Genomic DNA, 16,310 nt, shown 5'->3' on the forward strand with positions numbered 1-16,310 from the left:
TTTACCCGCGAACACCGGCGCAGCCGGTGCCATCCACCGCGTCGCCTGCTTCGCGGGCATGCCCGCTCCCACAGGGACCCCACCAGCTGAAGGAATGCGCCGTACCTGTGGGAGCGGGTTTACCCGCGAACACCGGCGCAGCCGGTGCCATACACCGCATTGCCTGCTTCGCGGGTGAACCCGCTCCCACAGGATGCCCACCAGCCGAAGGAATGCGCCGTACCTGTGGGAGCGGGCGCGCCCGCGAACACCGGCGTAGCCAGTGCCATCCACCGCATCGCCTGCTTCGCGGGCATGCCCGCTCCCACAGGGTGCCCATCAGCCGAAGGAATGCGCCGTACCTGTGGGAGCGGGTTTACCCGCGAACACCGGCGCAGCCGGTGCCATACACCGTGTCGCTTGCTTCGCGGGTGAACCCGCTCCCACAGGGTGCCCATCAGCCGAAGGAATGTGCCATACCTGTGGGAGCGGGCGCGCCCGCGAACACCGGCGTAGCCGGTGCCATCAGCCGGTGCTGCCAGCATTCAGAGAAATGCCTGCCGGATCCGCTTCTTGTCGATCTTGCCAACGCTGGTCTTGGGGATCTCGTCCACGCAACGCAACTGCCGTGGTATCGCCCATTTGTTCAGGTGCCCGCTGTCGACAAACGGCTGCAGATGCCCGGCCAATCCCGCCTGGTCGAACTGCATGCCGTCACAACAGACTACCAAGGCCAACGGTTGCTCACCCCACTGCGGGTCCGGGATGCCGATCACCGCCACCGATGCAACAGCCGGGTGCTGGCTGATCAGGTTTTCCAGCGCCACCGAGCTGACCCACTCACCACCGGTCTTGATCACATCCTTGATCCGGTCACGAATACGCACCACACCCGCAGGGTCGATGCAGGCCAGATCGCCGGTATGCATCCAGCCCCCCAGCCACAACGCGGCACCCTGCTCTGGCTCATGCAGGTAGCCCTGGGTCAGCCACGGTGCACGCACCACGATTTCACCCAGGCTTTCGCCGTCGCGGGGCACATCAATGCCTTCAGCGTCGACGATGCGCAGGTCCACCAGGGCAATCGGCACGCCAGCATCGATACGTAGCGGCAGCTGTTGCGCCATGGGCAGTGCCAGCAGCTCGGCGCTCAGGTGGGTGATGCTGAGCAGCGGGCAGCTTTCCGACATGCCGTAGCCACAATGCACGCTGATGCCGCGCTCGCTGGCACGCTGCGCCAGGCCCAGGGTCAGGGCGCTGCCGCCCAGCAGCATCTTCCAACCGGTCAGGTCGGCGCGGCGCCCTTCTTCACTGTCGAGCATCATCTGCAGCACCGTGGGCACGCAATGGGAGAACGTCACGCCTTCGTCGCGGTACAGGCGCACCAGGCGGTTGGGCTCGTAGCGCCCGGGGTAGACCTGCTTGATACCCAGCGCCGTGGCCACATAGGGCACGCCCCAGGCATGCACGTGGAACATCGGCGTGATGGGCATGTACACGTCGCCGCTGCGCAGCAGCGGCACCTCGCCGCAGGCAGCCAGGGTGCCCTGCTCGACCAGGGTATGCAGTACCAGTTGCCGGTGGCTGAAGTACACGCCCTTGGGGTTGCCGGTGGTACCGCTGGTGTAGAACAGCGTGGCCAGTGAGTGCTCGTCGAAATCGGCGAAGTCGAATTGCGGCTCGGCAGCCGCCAGCAGTTGTTCGTACTCACCCAGCAGCGGCACATCTTGCGTTGCGGGGTCGCCTTCGCCGAGGCGAATGAAACCCTCCACCGTCGGCAAGTCGTCGCGCAATTGCGCCATCAACGGCAGGAAATCGTCATGCACCAGGACCAGGCGGTCCTCGGCATGGTTCATGGTGTAGCGCACCTGCTCGGTGGACAGCCGTACGTTCACCGTGTGCAGCACCGCACCCAGCATCGGCACGGCAAAGAAGCACTCCAGCGCCCGGTGGCTGTCCCAGTCGAGCAAGGCCACGGTGTCGCCAGGCTTGACCCCGGCGGCGGTCAGCACATTGGCCAGCCGCTGAATGCGTTCGAGCAGCGTGGTGTAGGTGTAGCGCAGCTTGTCGGCGTAGACGATTTCCTGGTTGGGCTGGTAGCGCACGCCCGACAGCAGCAGGCGCTTGATCAGCAGCGGATAGGCATAGGCCTGCTCGGCCGCGGGCATGATGCGAGTGGTGATCATGTCGGCGGCCTTCACAGTTGCCCGGCCTCGAGCAGGTACAGGCTGTCGCTACCGGCCCTGACGCTGGCGCTCAGCGAATGAATGCGTGGCAGCAGGCGGGCAAAGTAGAACCGCGCGGTGCCCAGCTTGCTCAGGTGGAACGGCTCGGGGGCCGCATGACACTGGCATACCACGGCCATGCGTGCCCACAGGTAGGCGTAGAAGGTGTAGCCAAACACCTGTAGGTACTCCACCGCCGCCGCGCCAAGCTCGCGCGGGTTGCCCTGCGCGCGGTCGAGCACCCAGGCAGTCAGCTCGTCGAGGTTGCGCACGGCAGCCAGCAGCGGCGCGCCGAACTCGGCGCACGCCGCGGGCAGCGTCTCGACAAAGGCGGTAATTTCGTCGGACACGCTGCGATAGGCCTGGCCGCCATCGGCAAACAGTTTGCGCCCCACCAGGTCGAGGGCCTGGATGCCGTTGGTGCCTTCGTAGATCTGGGTGATGCGGCAGTCGCGGATCAACTGCTCCTGGCCCCACTCGCGGATATAGCCATGGCCGCCCAGCACCTGCTGGCCGTGCACGGTGGTTTCCAGCCCCATGTCGGTGAGGAAGGCCTTGGCCACCGGTGTGAGCAACGCCACCTTGGCCTCGGCCTGGGCGCGTGCCACCGGGGCCTCGCTGTATTTGGCCAGGTCCAGCTGCAGAGCCACATAGGTAGAGAAGGCCCGCCCGCCTTCGTTCAGCGCTTTCATGGTCAGCAGCATGCGCCGCACATCCGGGTGGACGACGATCGGGTCAGCGGCTTGCCCCGGCGCTTCGGCGCCGGTCAGCGCACGGCCCTGCTGGCGATCACGGGCATAGGCGATGGCGCCCTGGTAGGAGCGTTCGCCCAGGGCCAGGCCCTGGATACCTACGCCAAGGCGCTCGTAGTTCATCATGGTGAACATCGCGTTGAGGCCCTTGTTCGGTTCGCCGACCAGGTAGCCGATTGCACCGTCGAAGTTCATCACGCAGGTGGCCGAGGCCTTGATGCCCATCTTGTGCTCGATCGACCCGCAACTCACCGCATTTGCGTCGCCCAGCACGCCGTCGGCGTCAACCAGCACCTTGGGCACCAGGAACAGCGAGATGCCCTTGGGCCCGGCGGGCGCATCCGGCAGCCGCGCCAGCACCAGGTGGATGATGTTCTCGGTCAGGTCCTGCTCACCGCCAGTGATGAAAATCTTGGTCCCGCTGATGCGGTAGCGGCCATCGGCAACCGGCTCGGCGCGGGTGCGAATCAGGCCCAGGTCGGTGCCAGCGTGCGGCTCGGTCAGGCACATCGAACCGGTCCAGCGCCCTTGGTACATGGGCGGCAGGTAGAGCGCCTTCAACGGCTCGCTGGCATGGTTGAGCAGCGCCAGGCAGGCTCCGGCCGTGAGCATCGGGTACAGGCCGAACGACAGGTTGGCGGCATTGAGCATTTCTTCGAGCTGGGCACCGATCACTTTCGGCATGCCCATGCCCCCATATTCCGGGGCACCAGCCACACCCACCCAGCCATCTGCGGCAAATGCCCGGTAGGCATCGGCGAAGCCATCGGGGGTGTGTACCTGGCCGGCCTCCCAGCGGCAGCCCTGCTCGTCGCCACTGCGGTTTAGCGGCGCCACCACCTCGGCAATCAGCCGGCCGGCCTGTTCGAGCACGGCCCGGGCAGTATCGCCATCGACCTGTTCGGCCAGCGCGGGCGTTTGCGCCCACCAGGCCGGGATGTCGAACACTTCGTTGAACAGAAAATCCATGTCGCGCAGTGGCGGAAGGTAATCAGACATGAGGCGAACACTCGGTTTCTTGGGTTTGCGGAAGCGACGTGGCCTGGGCCTCGGCAGGTGCCGGGGCGGCCTGGCCACGCAGGAGGAAATGCGACAACGCAGGGATCAACACCAGCGCACCGAGCATGTTCCACAGGAACATGAAGGTCAGCAGCAGGCCCATGTCGGCCTGGAACTTGATCGGCGACCAGGCCCAGCCGACCACGCCGGCTGCCAGGGTGATGCCGACCAGCCCGACCACACGGCCGGTGAAGGCCACAGCTTTCTGGTAGGCCTGGGCCAGGCTCAACCCGGCGCGCTGGTAGTGCAGTTGCACGCTGAGCAGGTACAGCGCGTAGTCCACGCCGATGCCTACGCCCAGGGCGATCACCGGCAAGGTGGCGACCTTGACGCCAATGCCCATGGCTACCATCAGCGCCTCGCACAGCACCGAGGTGAGCATCAGCGGCAGGATCGCCACCAGCGTGGCGCGCCAGCTACGGAAGGTGAACAGGCAGAACAGCGTGACCGCCAGGTACACCAGCAACAGCATGCGGTGGTTGGCCTCGCGGACCACTACGTTGGTGGCAGCCTCGATACCGGCGCTGCCGGCGGCCAGCAGGAACTGCTGTTCGGCGCTGCTGTTGGCCTGGGCAAAACGCTCGGCCACGGCGGCCACCTGGGCCAGGGTGTCGGCGCGATGGTCCTTGAGGTAGGCGATTACCGGCATCAGCGAGCAGTCGTTGTTGAACAACTCAGGGGCGTTGACCGAAGCCTGCTGGGCGGCGTAGTTGAGCACGTCCTGGTTGCGCTGCAGGCTGTTCAGGCGCGGGTTGCCTTCGTAGGTGCCGGCGGTGATCTGGCGCACTGCGTTGGCCAGCGACACGGTGGTCTGCACACCCGGCAGTTGCTGCAGCTCCCAGGCCAGTCGGTCGGCAAGGACCAGTGTCTGGTATTGCAGGCAGCCTTCCGGAGCGGTCTTGACCATGACCGCGAAGGTATCGCTGGACAGCGCGTAGTGCTGGGTGATGTAGGCGTTGTCGAGGTTGTAGCGGGAGTCGGCGCGCAGCTCGGGGGCACCGCTGTCGAGGTCGCCGATTTTCAGTTGCAGGCTGCCCCAGATGCCGAGGGCGCCCAGGGCCAGGGCCACCAGCAGTGCGGCGCTGGCCCATTTGCGTTCGGTAAAGCGGTCGAGCAGGCTCCATGGATTGATTGGGGCTGCGTTGCAGCCCTTCGCGGGCATGCCCGCTCCCACAGGGACCGCGTCAGCTTCAAGTCTATCGCGATACCTGTGGGAGCGGGCATGCCCGCGAAGGGCCGCAGAGCGGCCCCAACGAGCATCAATTTCCAGGGCCCGCTCGGCAGCCTTGCGGCCAACACCAACATAAGACAGCGCCACCGGCATCAGCAGCAGCGAGGTGAAGATCAGCACCGCCACGCCGATGCTGGCGGTGATGGCCAGGTCCTGGATCACCGGGATGTCGATCAGCATCAGCACGGCAAAGCCCACCGCATCGGCCAGCAACGCAGTCACCCCGGCCACGAACAGGCGGCGGAAGGTATAGCGCGCTGCTACCTGACGGTGGGTGCCACGGCCGATGTCCTGCAGGATGCCATTCATTTTCTGCGCCGCGTGGGACACGCCGATGGCAAAGATCAGGAATGGCACCAGGATCGAATACGGGTCGATGGCGTAGCCCAGCCAGGCGACGATGCCCAGCTGCCACACCACCGCGGTCAGCGAACACAGCACCACCAGCAGGGTGCTGCGCACGCAACGGGTATAGCAGTAAATGATCAGCAGGCTGGTCAGCACCGCCAGGGCGAAGAACGCCATCACCTGGATCAGCCCGTCGATCAGGTCGCCCATCAGCTTGGCGAAGCCGATCACATGGATGCGGTACTGGCCGCTGGCCTGATACTGGCTGCGCAGTTGTTCAAGCTTCTGCGAGAAGGCGTGATAGTCGAGGCCCTTGCCGGTGGCCGAATCCTGGTCGAGCAGCGGCACGACCAGCATGCTCGACTTGAAGTCGCGCGCCACCAGGCTGCCGACGATATTGGCGCGCTCGATGTTCTGCCGCAGCTGCTCGATGTCACCCGCAGCGCCCTGGTAGCCGTCAGGCATCACCGGGCCACCCTGGAAACCCTCCTCGGTCACCTCGGTCCAGCGCACCGCCGGGCTCCACAGCGACTTCACCCAGGCCCGGTCCACGCCCTGGCTGAGAAACAGCTCGTCGTTGATGTGGCGCAGGGTCTGCAGGTAGCCCGGGTCGAAGATGTCGCCCTGGGTGTTCTCCACCACCACCCGCACCGCGTTGCCCAGGCCACGCAGTGATGGGCGGTTTTCCAGGTAGTTCTGGATGTAGGGGTGGCTCTGCGGCAGCATCTTGTCGAAACTGGGGCGCAGCTCCAGGCGGGTCAGCGCCATGTAGCCCAGCACCAGGGTCGCCAGCAGCATGCACAGCAGGAACGGCAGGCGATGGTTGAACACCAGGCGCTCCAGGCAATTGCCCGAGCGTGGGTCGAAATCGTCGAGGTTGCGGATTACCGGCAGGGTGTCTTGGCGGGTAGCGGCCATCAGGGTCTTCTCTTGTTATGGGTGCAGCGTGGGGTTACCGGGCTGGTTGCGCACGCCCCGCTCGCCCACCAGTACCAGGCCGTTGCCGGTATCGGTGGCGAGCGCGGTCACCGGGCCACGGGCGCTTTGCGGCACCGGGCTGAAGCTTGCGCCATCATCCCGGCTGAGCAGCAGGTCGCCAGCCTGGCTGGCCAGCCACAGCTGGCCATCACGGTCGACGCCGGCGGCGGTGAGGCTGGTGTTCACACCCGTGCTGACCGGTTGCCATTGCCGGCCGCCATCGGTGCTGCGGTAGGCATGCCCACGCAGGCCGTAGACCAGCAGTACGCCAGGCTTGCCGACAGCACCGAACAGTGTGCCGGCGTAGGGTGTCTCGACACGGCTGAAGCGCTCACCGTCCTGCTTCAGCAACAGGCCTTGCTCGCCGGTGATGTACAGCTCGTCACCCACCGCGGCCAGGCTGGTCAGGTGCAGGCCTTGCGGGTTATCGCTGTGGTCGAGCCAGGGCTGCCAGTGCTCGCCGCCATCAACGGTGCGCAACAGCAGGTTGAACACGCCGACCGCATAGCCATTGCGGGCATCGCTGAACCAAACGTCGAGCAAGGCATTGTCGCTACCTGTGCCCGGCAGTTGTTCGGCCAGCGCCCGGCCATCCAGCTGCTTCTGCCAGTGCACGCCGCCATCACGGCTGTGCAACACCACGCCATCGTGGCCAACCGCCCAGCCCAGCTCGGGCGTGGCGAAGCTCACGGCATTAAGGTCGGCGCTGACCGGCACCTGGGCCTGCTGCCAGTGCGCGCCGTGGTCGTCGGAGTACAGGATGTGCCCACGCGGGCCCACCGCGACCAGGCGCTGGCCGGCCAGGGTTACATCGCGCAAGGCGCTGCTGGCGACCAGGGCGCTGGGCATGGCGGGCAGGTCCAGCACATCGGTGAAGGGCGCAGCCTGGGCCGCGCCCTGCAGCGCGGCCAAAGCCAGAACTACCACGCTGCATCGTTTGAAGACAGACATTGCCACCTCTGCTGCGTGCGTTCAGCGAATGCCGTTGCCGGCCAGCGACTCAGGCGACCACTGGGTTTTCGACAGCGGGTCGATGTAGCGGATGCCGCCGTAGGCACCGACCACGCCATTGAGGTTGTAGGTGCCGCCGATCAGGTCGTAGATCATGAACGGCGTGGCGTCCGGGGTCTGCTTGTCATAGCTCTGGGTGAGGAAGGCGAACGAGCCGCGGTACAGCTGGCCACGGGCGTCGTACTGGTCCGAGGCCAGGGCGATCCAGCTGTCTTCGTCGAGGTAGAAGCGGCGCTTGTGGTAGATATGGCGCGCACCCTCCTTGAGCTTGCCTTCCACCACCCACACCCGGTGCTTCTCCCAGCGCACGAACTGCGGCGCCAGGTGGTTGGGGGTGATCACCTGCTTGACGTCGGTGTTGTAGGTCAGCTGGTAGGTGTTGTACGGCACGTACATTTCCTGCTTGCCGACCAGGGTCCAGTCGTAGCGGTCCAGCGCACCGTTGAAGACGAACACGTCATCGTAGGTACCCGAACCGGAGGTGCCCGGGTTGGGCGTGTCGTAGGCCAGGTTCGGCGCCAGCTTGACCCGGCGCTGGCCCGGCAGGTACTGCCAGGCGCTGCGTGGCTGCACCAGCGGGTTGGCGGCATCGCGCAGCATCATCGCTTCGCCGGCACGGCGTGCGGGCCCGGTGTATACCAGCTTCATCTGGTAGTAGGTGTCCTTGGCACCGATCGGCTTGGCCATGTCTTCGTAGATCGGGTAGCTGATATTGGCCTGGCCGGTGGTCGACAGCGATGGCTTGCCAGCAGCGTCGACGTTCCAAGAGTCGTACTTGGCAGTCATGCTCACGCCCTGATAGCGCAGCAGGAAGTTCCACATGGCCTCGGCGCCGTTCTGCGGAATGGGGAACGGGATGCCCGGCAGCACGTTGTCCACCGCAGTGCCGCCCTCCTTGCTGTTGGCGGCAGTGGCGTTCTTGCGGGTGTTGTCGAGTACCGCTTGCGGCAGCGCCACGCTACGGTGGGTCGGGTACACATCGACGCGGTAGCTGGGGTAGCGCTTGAGCAGTTCCAGGGTGGTGGCGGTCAGCTGGCCCTTGTACTGCTCGGCGTTCTTGCCATCGATCACCAGCAGCGGCTTGTCGCTGGCGAACGGGTCGGGGCGCATGCTGGCGCCGCTCTGGTAGCTGGCTGGCGGCGTCAGCAGGCCGCCCTGGTAGGCCGGGATCGAGCCATCGGCGTTGCCGGCCTTTTCCGCGCCGATGACGGTCAGGCTGGTGCCCAGGCGCGCGGCCTGGTCAGTGGAAACGGCGGCCTGGGCAGCGTTCAGGGCGGCCAGTGACAGGCACGAGGCCAGCAGGGTACGTACGAAATTCATGATGGTTGTCTTCCTGTGTAGGCTGTAGGAAACATGACTCAGAAGGTCGTCTTGACGGTCAGGTACAGGGCGCCACGGTCCTCGGTGGTGGCACCACCGCCGGAGAAGGAGGCGTAGCCGCCGCCGTAGCAGGTGTAATCCTGTTCGCCGTCCAGGGCGTTGGGGGTGCTGCCGTCGGTCTGGCCGTCCTTGCAGGCCTTGGTCTCACCGAAGCTGTCGACGTACTTGAGGTCGACGAAGTACTGGTTGTAGATCGCGGCGCTCACGCCCACCGCATAGTTGCCGGTGTTCTCGGCGCCACCGCCCTGCACCGGCGACACGCCGTCGAGGCCGACGTTGACCGACAGCGGCATGCTCAGGTCCATGCCAGGCAGCACCTGGTACCAGGTAGGGGTGAAGTTGACGGCGATGCCCCAGTTGTCGCGGGTGGCCTTGTCGATGCCGCGGTAGCTGCTCTTGCCCTTGTACAAGGCCTCGTTGTGGCTATCGAGCTTGAGCAGGTTGCTGTAGAACAGCTCGCCAAGCAGGGTTGCCGAATCGAACAGCGGCGTGTCGCCAATGGTCATCAGGCCGTTCAAGGTCCAGTGCAGGGTGTCGCCGGTGGCGCTCAGGCCGTCGCCATCCTTGGGCACGTCGTAGATCACCCCGCTGCTGGGCAGGCGTGCCGGCAGCAGGCCGAAGCCGCCGCCCAGGCCGCCCTGGCCGGGGGCGCTGACGATTGCCGGGATGCTCGCCAGCGGCATGTTGTGGCGGATGTTCAGGTCGCTGCCGACACTGATGCCGCCCACATCCTTGGACAGGCTCAGGCCATAGATGTCGATGTCGTCGGAGTAGGCGAACTGGTAAGTAGTGCTTTGCAGCGAGTTGTACAGGTTGCCGACTGCGCCTTGGCGGCTGCCCGGCGGGTTGCCGAACGGGCCATTGGCGACGGTCATGCCGCGCGCGTCGAGCCAGGCCTGCGGGAGAATCTCGGAGGTCTTGCGGTAGTAGAAGCCGAGGGTGCCGCCCAGCCACTCGGGCGACCACTTGGCCATGATGCCCCAGTCGCCGCTCTTGCCCGGGTTCAGGTCATGGCCACGGCGGATGGTGGTCAGCGCGCCGCGTACCGGGATGAGCCCCGGGGTACCGGTGTGGCCGAGCAGGAAGCTTTGGGCGCCCTCGCCTACCACGTCCGTGCCGCCATAGTAGGTACCGGCTTCGGGCAGGCGGGCGGCGTCCCAGTCGAAGAAGTACTGGGCGCCCAGGGTCAGTTCGGAATTGACCAGGAACGAGGTCGACAGCTGGTTGCGCGGCACGAACAGCTCCTTGGCCTCGGTGCCCGGCGAGGCGGCCAGCTTGGCCAGGTCCAGGCCCGACTGGCCGTAGCTCAGCGAGTGCACCGGGTTGAGCAGGGTTTCACCCCAGAACAGGTTGTGCTGGCCCAGCTTGGCGCTGACCTGCGAAGCCTCGCCGACTTCACGGCTGAAGAACACGAAGGCATCCAGCACTTCACCGGACGGGCCGCTGTAGTAACGCTGGGCGTAGTTGCTCAGGTGCGGGCTGCCCAGCGGCACACCGGTGCCGGGCAGGCCATTGAGGCTGGGGTTGATACCGGACTGGTCACCGTTGCCGTTGACGAACGGGTTGCTATTGGAGCCGGTGTTGTCATAGGCCTTGTCGTACCAGCTGGCGGTGCTGACGCGGAACCCGATATTGCCCTGGTAGACCACATCCAGTTCGGTCAGCAGGTCGACCCGGTTGGTGATGTTGGTGCCGGCCTTGCGGAAGTTGTAGTCACCGTCGTTGCTGTTGGGCGTGCCAAGCATGCGCTTGTCGGCGCTTTCGGTGCGTACGCCGTAGTTGTACTTGACGGTGTTGTCGAAGCGCACGGCCCAGTTTTCATTACCGGTATCGACTTCGAACGCCTGGGCGGCGGGCAGCGTGAGCAGGCCGATGGCGCAGGCGAGCAGGCAGCGCTGTGGTTTCACAGCACGGTGAATGCGGTGTTCTGGCATTACGATGGCTCCACGTATTGTTATTGTTTTTTTCGCCGCCCGTCTTTTGCGAGCGTGGCTGGGGCGTCCATGCGCTATTGCAGGTTGGGCTGGTCCAGTCGCTGGATGAACGCCTCGGCCTGCGGCCAGGGGCCGAAGCCGGAGGCCGGGTTGAGGTGGCCGACGGCCCCCAGTGCGACCAGTTCGCTACCCCAGCCTTGGGCCAGGGTGCTGGCCGCGGCAAAGCTGGCCAGGTGGTCGTTGCTGCTGGCCGCGACAATGCTGGGGAACGGCAGCGGCGCCTGGGGCAATGGCGACCAGCCGTGCTCGGCCAGGCTGGCCGGGCTTGGGTAGTGGGCCGGCCATGGCGCGTTCAGGTCGGGCGGCGCCGCCAGCAATGCACCCTTGATCGGCCGCCGGTAGCGCGCCGCCCAGTGGGCGACCATCAGCACGCCAGCGCTGTGCGCCACCAGGATCACTTCACCATCGATCTGGTCCAGTTCGCGCTGGATCGCCTCGACCCGGGCCGTGCAGCTCAGGCCGTCGAACTGTAGCGGCGGTACGCTGCGCACCTTGGCCAGGCGGCCTGCGAGCAGGGTCTGCCAGTGTTCGGCGACATGGTCGCGCAGGCCGGGGACGATCAGCACGGTGGCAGTGGTTTGCAGTTTTTCCACGGTGAACCTCGTGTGCGGTGTAGCTCTTGAGGTTCACAGTAAACAGCCCACCCACCGGGTGCTTCACATTGGGCGTCAGGGGCTTTTCATTTGATGACAATGGCCAAGACAGGGCTTTGCTTTTCAATTCATGACACGCAGGCTATAAAACACAAAACGCATGTCGGCATACCCAACAACAAGAAACCGCATGGAAAACAACCAAAGATGCCTGCCCTAGTCCGTGCCGCCAGCTTGACCAATTACCTTGAGGTGTCCCGCCACCTGGGCCTCAATCCCCATGCACTGTTGGCACAGGTTGGCCTCAGCGCCGCGTTGCTCGATGACCCCAACCGGCGTATCCCGGTTGCCAGCGTCATCACCTTGCTGGAAGCCTCCGCCAGCGCCACCCGTTGCGAAAGCTTCGGCCTGCGCATGGCCGAGTTGCGGCAACTGTCGGACTTCGGCGAAATCAGCCTGCTGCTCAGCCACCAACGCACCCTGCGTGATGCGCTGCAGGTGATCGTGCAGTACCGTCACCTGCTCAATGACGCCCTGGCCATTCATATCGAGGAAGCCGGCAAGACCGTGGTCATCCGTGAGGAGGTGATCAACGAACGCGCGCCCTGCAGCCGCCAGGCCACCGAGCTGGCGATCGGCGTGATGATGCGCCTGTGCGCGGCGCTGCTAGGTGCGCATTGGCACCCGATCAGCGCCAACTTCACCCACGCGCCTCCCGCCGACCTGGCCACCCACCGGCGCATTTTCGGCTGCACGCTGGTGTTCGGCAGCGAGTTCAACGGTATCGTCTGCCCGGCCGCCGACCTCGACAGCGCCAGCCCGCAGGCCAACGAGGCTATGGCGCGTCTGGCGCAGCGCTATCTGGACAGCCTGCCGGCGGGCGGCACGCCGTCCCTGGAGCTGGAGTTGCGCAAGACCATCTACCTGCTGCTGCCCATGGGCCGCGCCACCATCGAGCAGGTGGCACAAACCCAGGGCATGAACGTGCGCACCCTGCAGCGGCGCCTGGAAGAAAGCGGGTTGACCTTCAAGGACCTGATCAACAGCGTGCGCCGTGACCTGGTGATGCGCTACCTGGAAAACCCCGGCTATTCGCTGGGGCGTATCGCCGACATGCTGGGTTATTCGATGCCGAGTTCGTTCACCCGCTGGTTCATCGCCCAGTTCGGCATGCCGCCGGCCAGTTGGCGGGCACAGCGGGCCGGCCCATTAGGGCTGCCATGCAGCCCATCGCCGGCGAGCCAGCTCCCACCTCGACCGTATTGACCTCAAGCCATGCGCTATCCCTGTGGGAGCTGGCTTGCCGGCGATGAGGCCAGAACAGGTATGGTACAAACCCTCGACCCAGCGCCGGCCCTGTGGGAGCGGGCATGCCCGCGAAGCAGGCGCCGCGGAGTGTTGTCACCCACGGTCACTTTCTAAAGGCCCCAGTGCATCAACGCCAGCACCAAAAGCACAAGAAACACGCTCTCCCCCACCATCAGCGCAATGGGTTTCAACCCGACCGAAGCCAGCGCCTTGAGTTGGGTTTTCATGCCCAGGGCACTGATCGCCACCACCAGGCAGCCGCGCGACAGGTCGTTGATACCGGCTTGCACCGCGGTGGGTACCCAGCCTGTGCTGTTGACGCACGCCAGCAGCAGGAAGCCGACCGCGAACCATGGCAACAAGGGCGGCCGCTGGCCACCGGCCTCGAGGCCCTGGCGCCGGGTGATCATGGCCGCGCAGACAATGACCGGCAACAGCATGGCCACCCGCATCAGCTTGACCACCGTGGCGATGTCGCCGGTCTCGGTAGACATGCTGTAGCCCGCCCCCACCACCTGCGCCACGTCGTGGATGGTCGCACCGAGGAAGACCCCGGCCTGCGCTGGGGACAGGTGCAGCCACTGGGCAATCATCGGGTAGAGGATCATCGCCAGGGTCGACAGCGCCGACACGCCGATCACGGTGAACAGCGTTGCATGCTCCTTGCGCGGGTGCTGTGGCAAGGCAGCTGCCAGCGCCAGCGCAGCCGAGGCACCGCAAATGGCCGTGGCACCGCCGGTGAGCATGCCGAACAGCCGTGAAAAACCCAGCACCTTGGCCACCACCACCGAGACCAGGATGGTCACCACCACCAGGGTCACGACCAGGGCCACGGGCTTCCAGCCCAGGCTGGCAATCTGGTCCAGGGTGATGCGCATGCCAAGCAGCGCCACGCCCAGGCGCAGTACCGTGCGGGCGGTGAACTCGATACCGGCCTTGCAGGGGCCATCGACCGCGAGAAAGTTCAGCGCCATCCCCAATAGCAAGGCAAACAGCATGACCGGGGCCGCGTAATGCTCACCGAGGAAACTGGCGGCCGCGCCGACCACAAGGCTGACCACCACCCCCGGGGCGAGGGTGCGGATACGCTGATGGGTAGCGCCAAGTGCCAGTGTATTCATTGCCCCGCCTCCTCACTGTCAAACACGATGTAGACCTGCCCGCCCTGCTGCTCGACCGGGTAGCTGGCAACCTTCAAGGCCCTGGAGTTGACCAGGTAGCCGCTGGCCAGGTCAAAACGCAGGCCATGCGCGCAGCACTGGATGACACGGCCTTCCAGCCGGCCGCCGCACAACGACGCGCCCTGGTGCGGGCAGCTGTCGTCGATGGCATAGAGCGAGTCGGCAACGTTGAACAGCGCCACGCTGCGTCCTTCGCAGGCCAACAGCACACGGCCGTCACGTTCCGGCACCTGATGGGGGGCCAATGCAATGCGCCGGGTCATGCCCTCTCAACCTCTTGCAGCGCTTCGGTCATTGCCGCATACAGCACCTCGGCAGGCTGTGCACCCGCAACGAGCGGCCCCTGATTGAAACGGAAGCGCGGCACGGCACTGCCAGCGCGCCCGGCCCCATCGAGGAACGGGCTGCCGTCGTCACGCAGGCAGTCGACTACCTGCGCGGCATCCAGCCCGCAACATTGGGCGATGTCGAGCAAGGTGCGGCTATCCCCCAGATCGCGGCCCTGGTGGAAATAGGCGATGAACAGCTGCGCCAGCAAGGCTTCCAGTTGCGCTGCTTCGAGCAACTGGGCAGCCCGTTGCAGCAGCCGATGGGCATTGCCGGTGTTGGGCATGCGGCGAATACGCGAGAAGTCGATGTCCTCGCCTACCACACGGGCAGCGGCGCGCACCTGGGCCTGGCGCTCGCGTACTGCCTCCTCGCTGCCCAGGCGTTGCAGATAGAAGGCATGGAACGGCACGCCACCGGCTGGCAAGCCAGGCAACAACTGCACACCTCGCCATTGCAGTTGTAGCTGCACTTGCGGCTGTTCGCGCTGCAACAGCAACAGGGCGGCCTGCAGGTGCCGCTGGCCAATCAGGCACCACGGGCAGACGAAATCGAAGAACACTTCGACGGACAACAGCTGTTTCACGGTTTCAACTCCCGGGGTGCGTCGGCAGTGTCGTGTGCCGGTGCGTGCAGACGATCCATGTCGCGGTGGTAATGACGTTTGGCGAGGAAAAACACCGCCGCTGCGCCGATGCTCATCAGCGGCACCAGCTGGAAGGCGGCATGCAGGCCGATCAGGTCGGAAACGCGCCCGGTGATCAGCGGCCCGGTGGCCAGGCCCAACAGGTTGTTGGCCAGGGTCAGGGTGGCAAACGCGGTGCCGTGCACCGAGGCGTGGGTGAGGTTGGCGACCATGGCACTGGATGGGCCGTTGGTGCCGGCGGCGATCATCATGCCCAGGCAGATCAGCACCAGTTGGGCGGTGCCGGCTGGCAGCGCGAAAGCGAGGGACAACAGCGCACAACTGCCCAGGCAGTAGGCGATGGCCAGGCTGATCTTGCGGTCCGGGCGCTGCCGCCCGAGGCGGTCGCAGAGCATGGCGCAGAGGATCATGCCGATGCCGCTGCACAGCACGATGACTGCGGCAATAGCCCCGGCGCGGTCGGTGCCCATGGCGTAATAGCGGTTCAGGTAGCTGGGCATCCAGACGATCACGGTGCCGCCGACGAACAGCTGCAGCCCGCTGCCGACGTAGGCCGCGATGACCGAACGGCTGCTGTACAGGGTGCGCAGCGGGCGGCCGGCCTTGCCTTGCGACTGCTGCGCGCATCGAGGCGCAATACGCGCTTCCTTGACGATCAGCGGGTACAGCATCGCCAGCACCAGGCCGAACAGCGCCATGCCGGCGAATGCCCAGCGCCAGCCCAGGTGCTGGGCCAGTACACCGCCCAGGGCCATGCCCAGCACCGAGCCGAACATGCCACCGGCCATGAACGCGCCGGCCAGGGTCGAGCGCATGTCGCGGGGGAACACGGCGACCACCACGGCGATGCCGACACTGCCGTAGGCCGCCTCGCCCACCCCGACCAGAAACCGCGCGACGAACATTTGCGGGTAGTTTTCCGCCAGGGCGCAGCCGAGGGTGGCCAGGCTCCACAGTACCGCCATCAGCACCAGGCTGCGCACCCGGCCGAAGCGGTCGGCCAGCAGCGACAGCGGGAAGGTCAGCAGGCCGACCATCAGCGCGACGATACCGCTGAGCAGGCCGAGCTGGCTGTCGCTCAATGCCCATTCGCCCTTGAGCAGCGGGAACACCGCATTGAGCACCTGGCGCGACATGTAGTCGGAGATCAACAGGCCAAAGGTCAGGGCGAAGACCACCCAGGCATAGCGCCGGGGGACGCTGTGGGCGGTGTCGGTGCCGGAATCTTCGGCACTGGCGAGATAGGTGGCCATGTTGCCTCCTTGGGTGCGGGGCGTGAGGTTGTTTTTGTTGTTATG

General features: G+C 65.7%; 12 protein-coding genes. 1 reads left to right on the forward strand and 11 read right to left on the reverse strand.

What is annotated here, in order from left to right:
• Positions 1–524 precede the first annotated feature (524 nt).
• From CAG34_RS15775 to CAG34_RS15805, 7 genes are all read right to left on the reverse strand, one after another.
• On the reverse strand, positions 525–2,165 hold the full coding sequence (locus CAG34_RS15775; RefSeq protein WP_085591286.1) for a fatty acid--CoA ligase: 1,641 nt from the start codon (positions 2,163–2,165) through the stop codon (positions 525–527).
• Positions 2,166–2,176: 11 nt separating this feature from the next.
• Positions 2,177–3,955, reverse strand: a complete 1,779-nt coding sequence (locus tag CAG34_RS15780; RefSeq protein ID WP_085591114.1) for an acyl-CoA dehydrogenase C-terminal domain-containing protein — start codon at positions 3,953–3,955, stop codon at positions 2,177–2,179.
• Positions 3,948–6,512 (reverse strand): RND family transporter, encoded by a 2,565-nt coding sequence (locus CAG34_RS15785; protein WP_085591116.1) that lies wholly within the window; start codon positions 6,510–6,512, stop codon positions 3,948–3,950. The genes CAG34_RS15780 and CAG34_RS15785 overlap by 8 nt, the downstream gene beginning before the upstream one ends.
• Before the next feature lie 15 nt (positions 6,513–6,527).
• Positions 6,528–7,523, reverse strand: a complete 996-nt coding sequence (locus CAG34_RS15790) for a YCF48-related protein (RefSeq protein WP_085591118.1) — start codon at positions 7,521–7,523, stop codon at positions 6,528–6,530.
• A gap of 21 nt (positions 7,524–7,544) precedes the next feature.
• A complete protein-coding gene (locus CAG34_RS15795; protein WP_085591120.1) occupies positions 7,545–8,903 on the reverse strand; it encodes a DUF1329 domain-containing protein in 1,359 nt (452 codons plus the stop codon).
• Positions 8,904–8,941: 38 nt separating this feature from the next.
• Positions 8,942–10,897, reverse strand: coding sequence for a DUF1302 domain-containing protein (locus tag CAG34_RS15800; protein ID WP_085591123.1), 1,956 nt, complete (start codon positions 10,895–10,897; stop codon positions 8,942–8,944).
• A 74-nt stretch (positions 10,898–10,971) separates the two neighbouring features.
• Complete coding sequence (locus tag CAG34_RS15805) at positions 10,972–11,550, reverse strand: alpha/beta hydrolase (RefSeq protein ID WP_085591125.1); 579 nt, start codon at positions 11,548–11,550, stop codon at positions 10,972–10,974.
• Between the two features lie 207 nt (positions 11,551–11,757).
• Between CAG34_RS15805 and CAG34_RS15810 the strand changes: the two genes are divergently transcribed.
• Complete coding sequence (locus tag CAG34_RS15810; RefSeq protein WP_075045146.1) at positions 11,758–12,816, forward strand: AraC family transcriptional regulator; 1,059 nt, start codon at positions 11,758–11,760, stop codon at positions 12,814–12,816.
• A gap of 152 nt (positions 12,817–12,968) precedes the next feature.
• On the opposite strand, the gene CAG34_RS15815 is transcribed toward CAG34_RS15810, so the two are convergent.
• From CAG34_RS15815 to CAG34_RS15830, 4 genes are read right to left on the reverse strand one after another with little or no spacing between them, the layout of a single operon-like run.
• On the reverse strand, positions 12,969–13,979 hold the full coding sequence (locus CAG34_RS15815) for a YeiH family protein (RefSeq protein ID WP_085591127.1): 1,011 nt from the start codon (positions 13,977–13,979) through the stop codon (positions 12,969–12,971).
• Positions 13,976–14,302 carry a Rieske 2Fe-2S domain-containing protein gene (locus CAG34_RS15820; protein ID WP_013972534.1) on the reverse strand — a complete coding sequence of 109 codons (327 nt, stop codon included), beginning with the start codon at positions 14,300–14,302 and terminating at the stop codon, positions 13,976–13,978. Before CAG34_RS15820 ends, CAG34_RS15815 begins: the two co-directional genes overlap by 4 nt.
• Complete coding sequence (locus CAG34_RS15825) at positions 14,299–14,952, reverse strand: DsbA family protein (RefSeq protein ID WP_085591129.1); 654 nt, start codon at positions 14,950–14,952, stop codon at positions 14,299–14,301. The genes CAG34_RS15820 and CAG34_RS15825 overlap by 4 nt, the downstream gene beginning before the upstream one ends.
• On the reverse strand, positions 14,949–16,265 hold the full coding sequence (locus CAG34_RS15830; protein ID WP_085591131.1) for an MFS transporter: 1,317 nt from the start codon (positions 16,263–16,265) through the stop codon (positions 14,949–14,951). The genes CAG34_RS15825 and CAG34_RS15830 overlap by 4 nt, the downstream gene beginning before the upstream one ends.
• Positions 16,266–16,310 lie beyond the last annotated feature (45 nt).

Origin of the sequence: Pseudomonas sp. B14(2017) (genome assembly GCF_002113255.1) — a bacterium.
Classification (GTDB): Bacteria; Pseudomonadota; Gammaproteobacteria; order Pseudomonadales; family Pseudomonadaceae; genus Aquipseudomonas; species Aquipseudomonas putida_Z.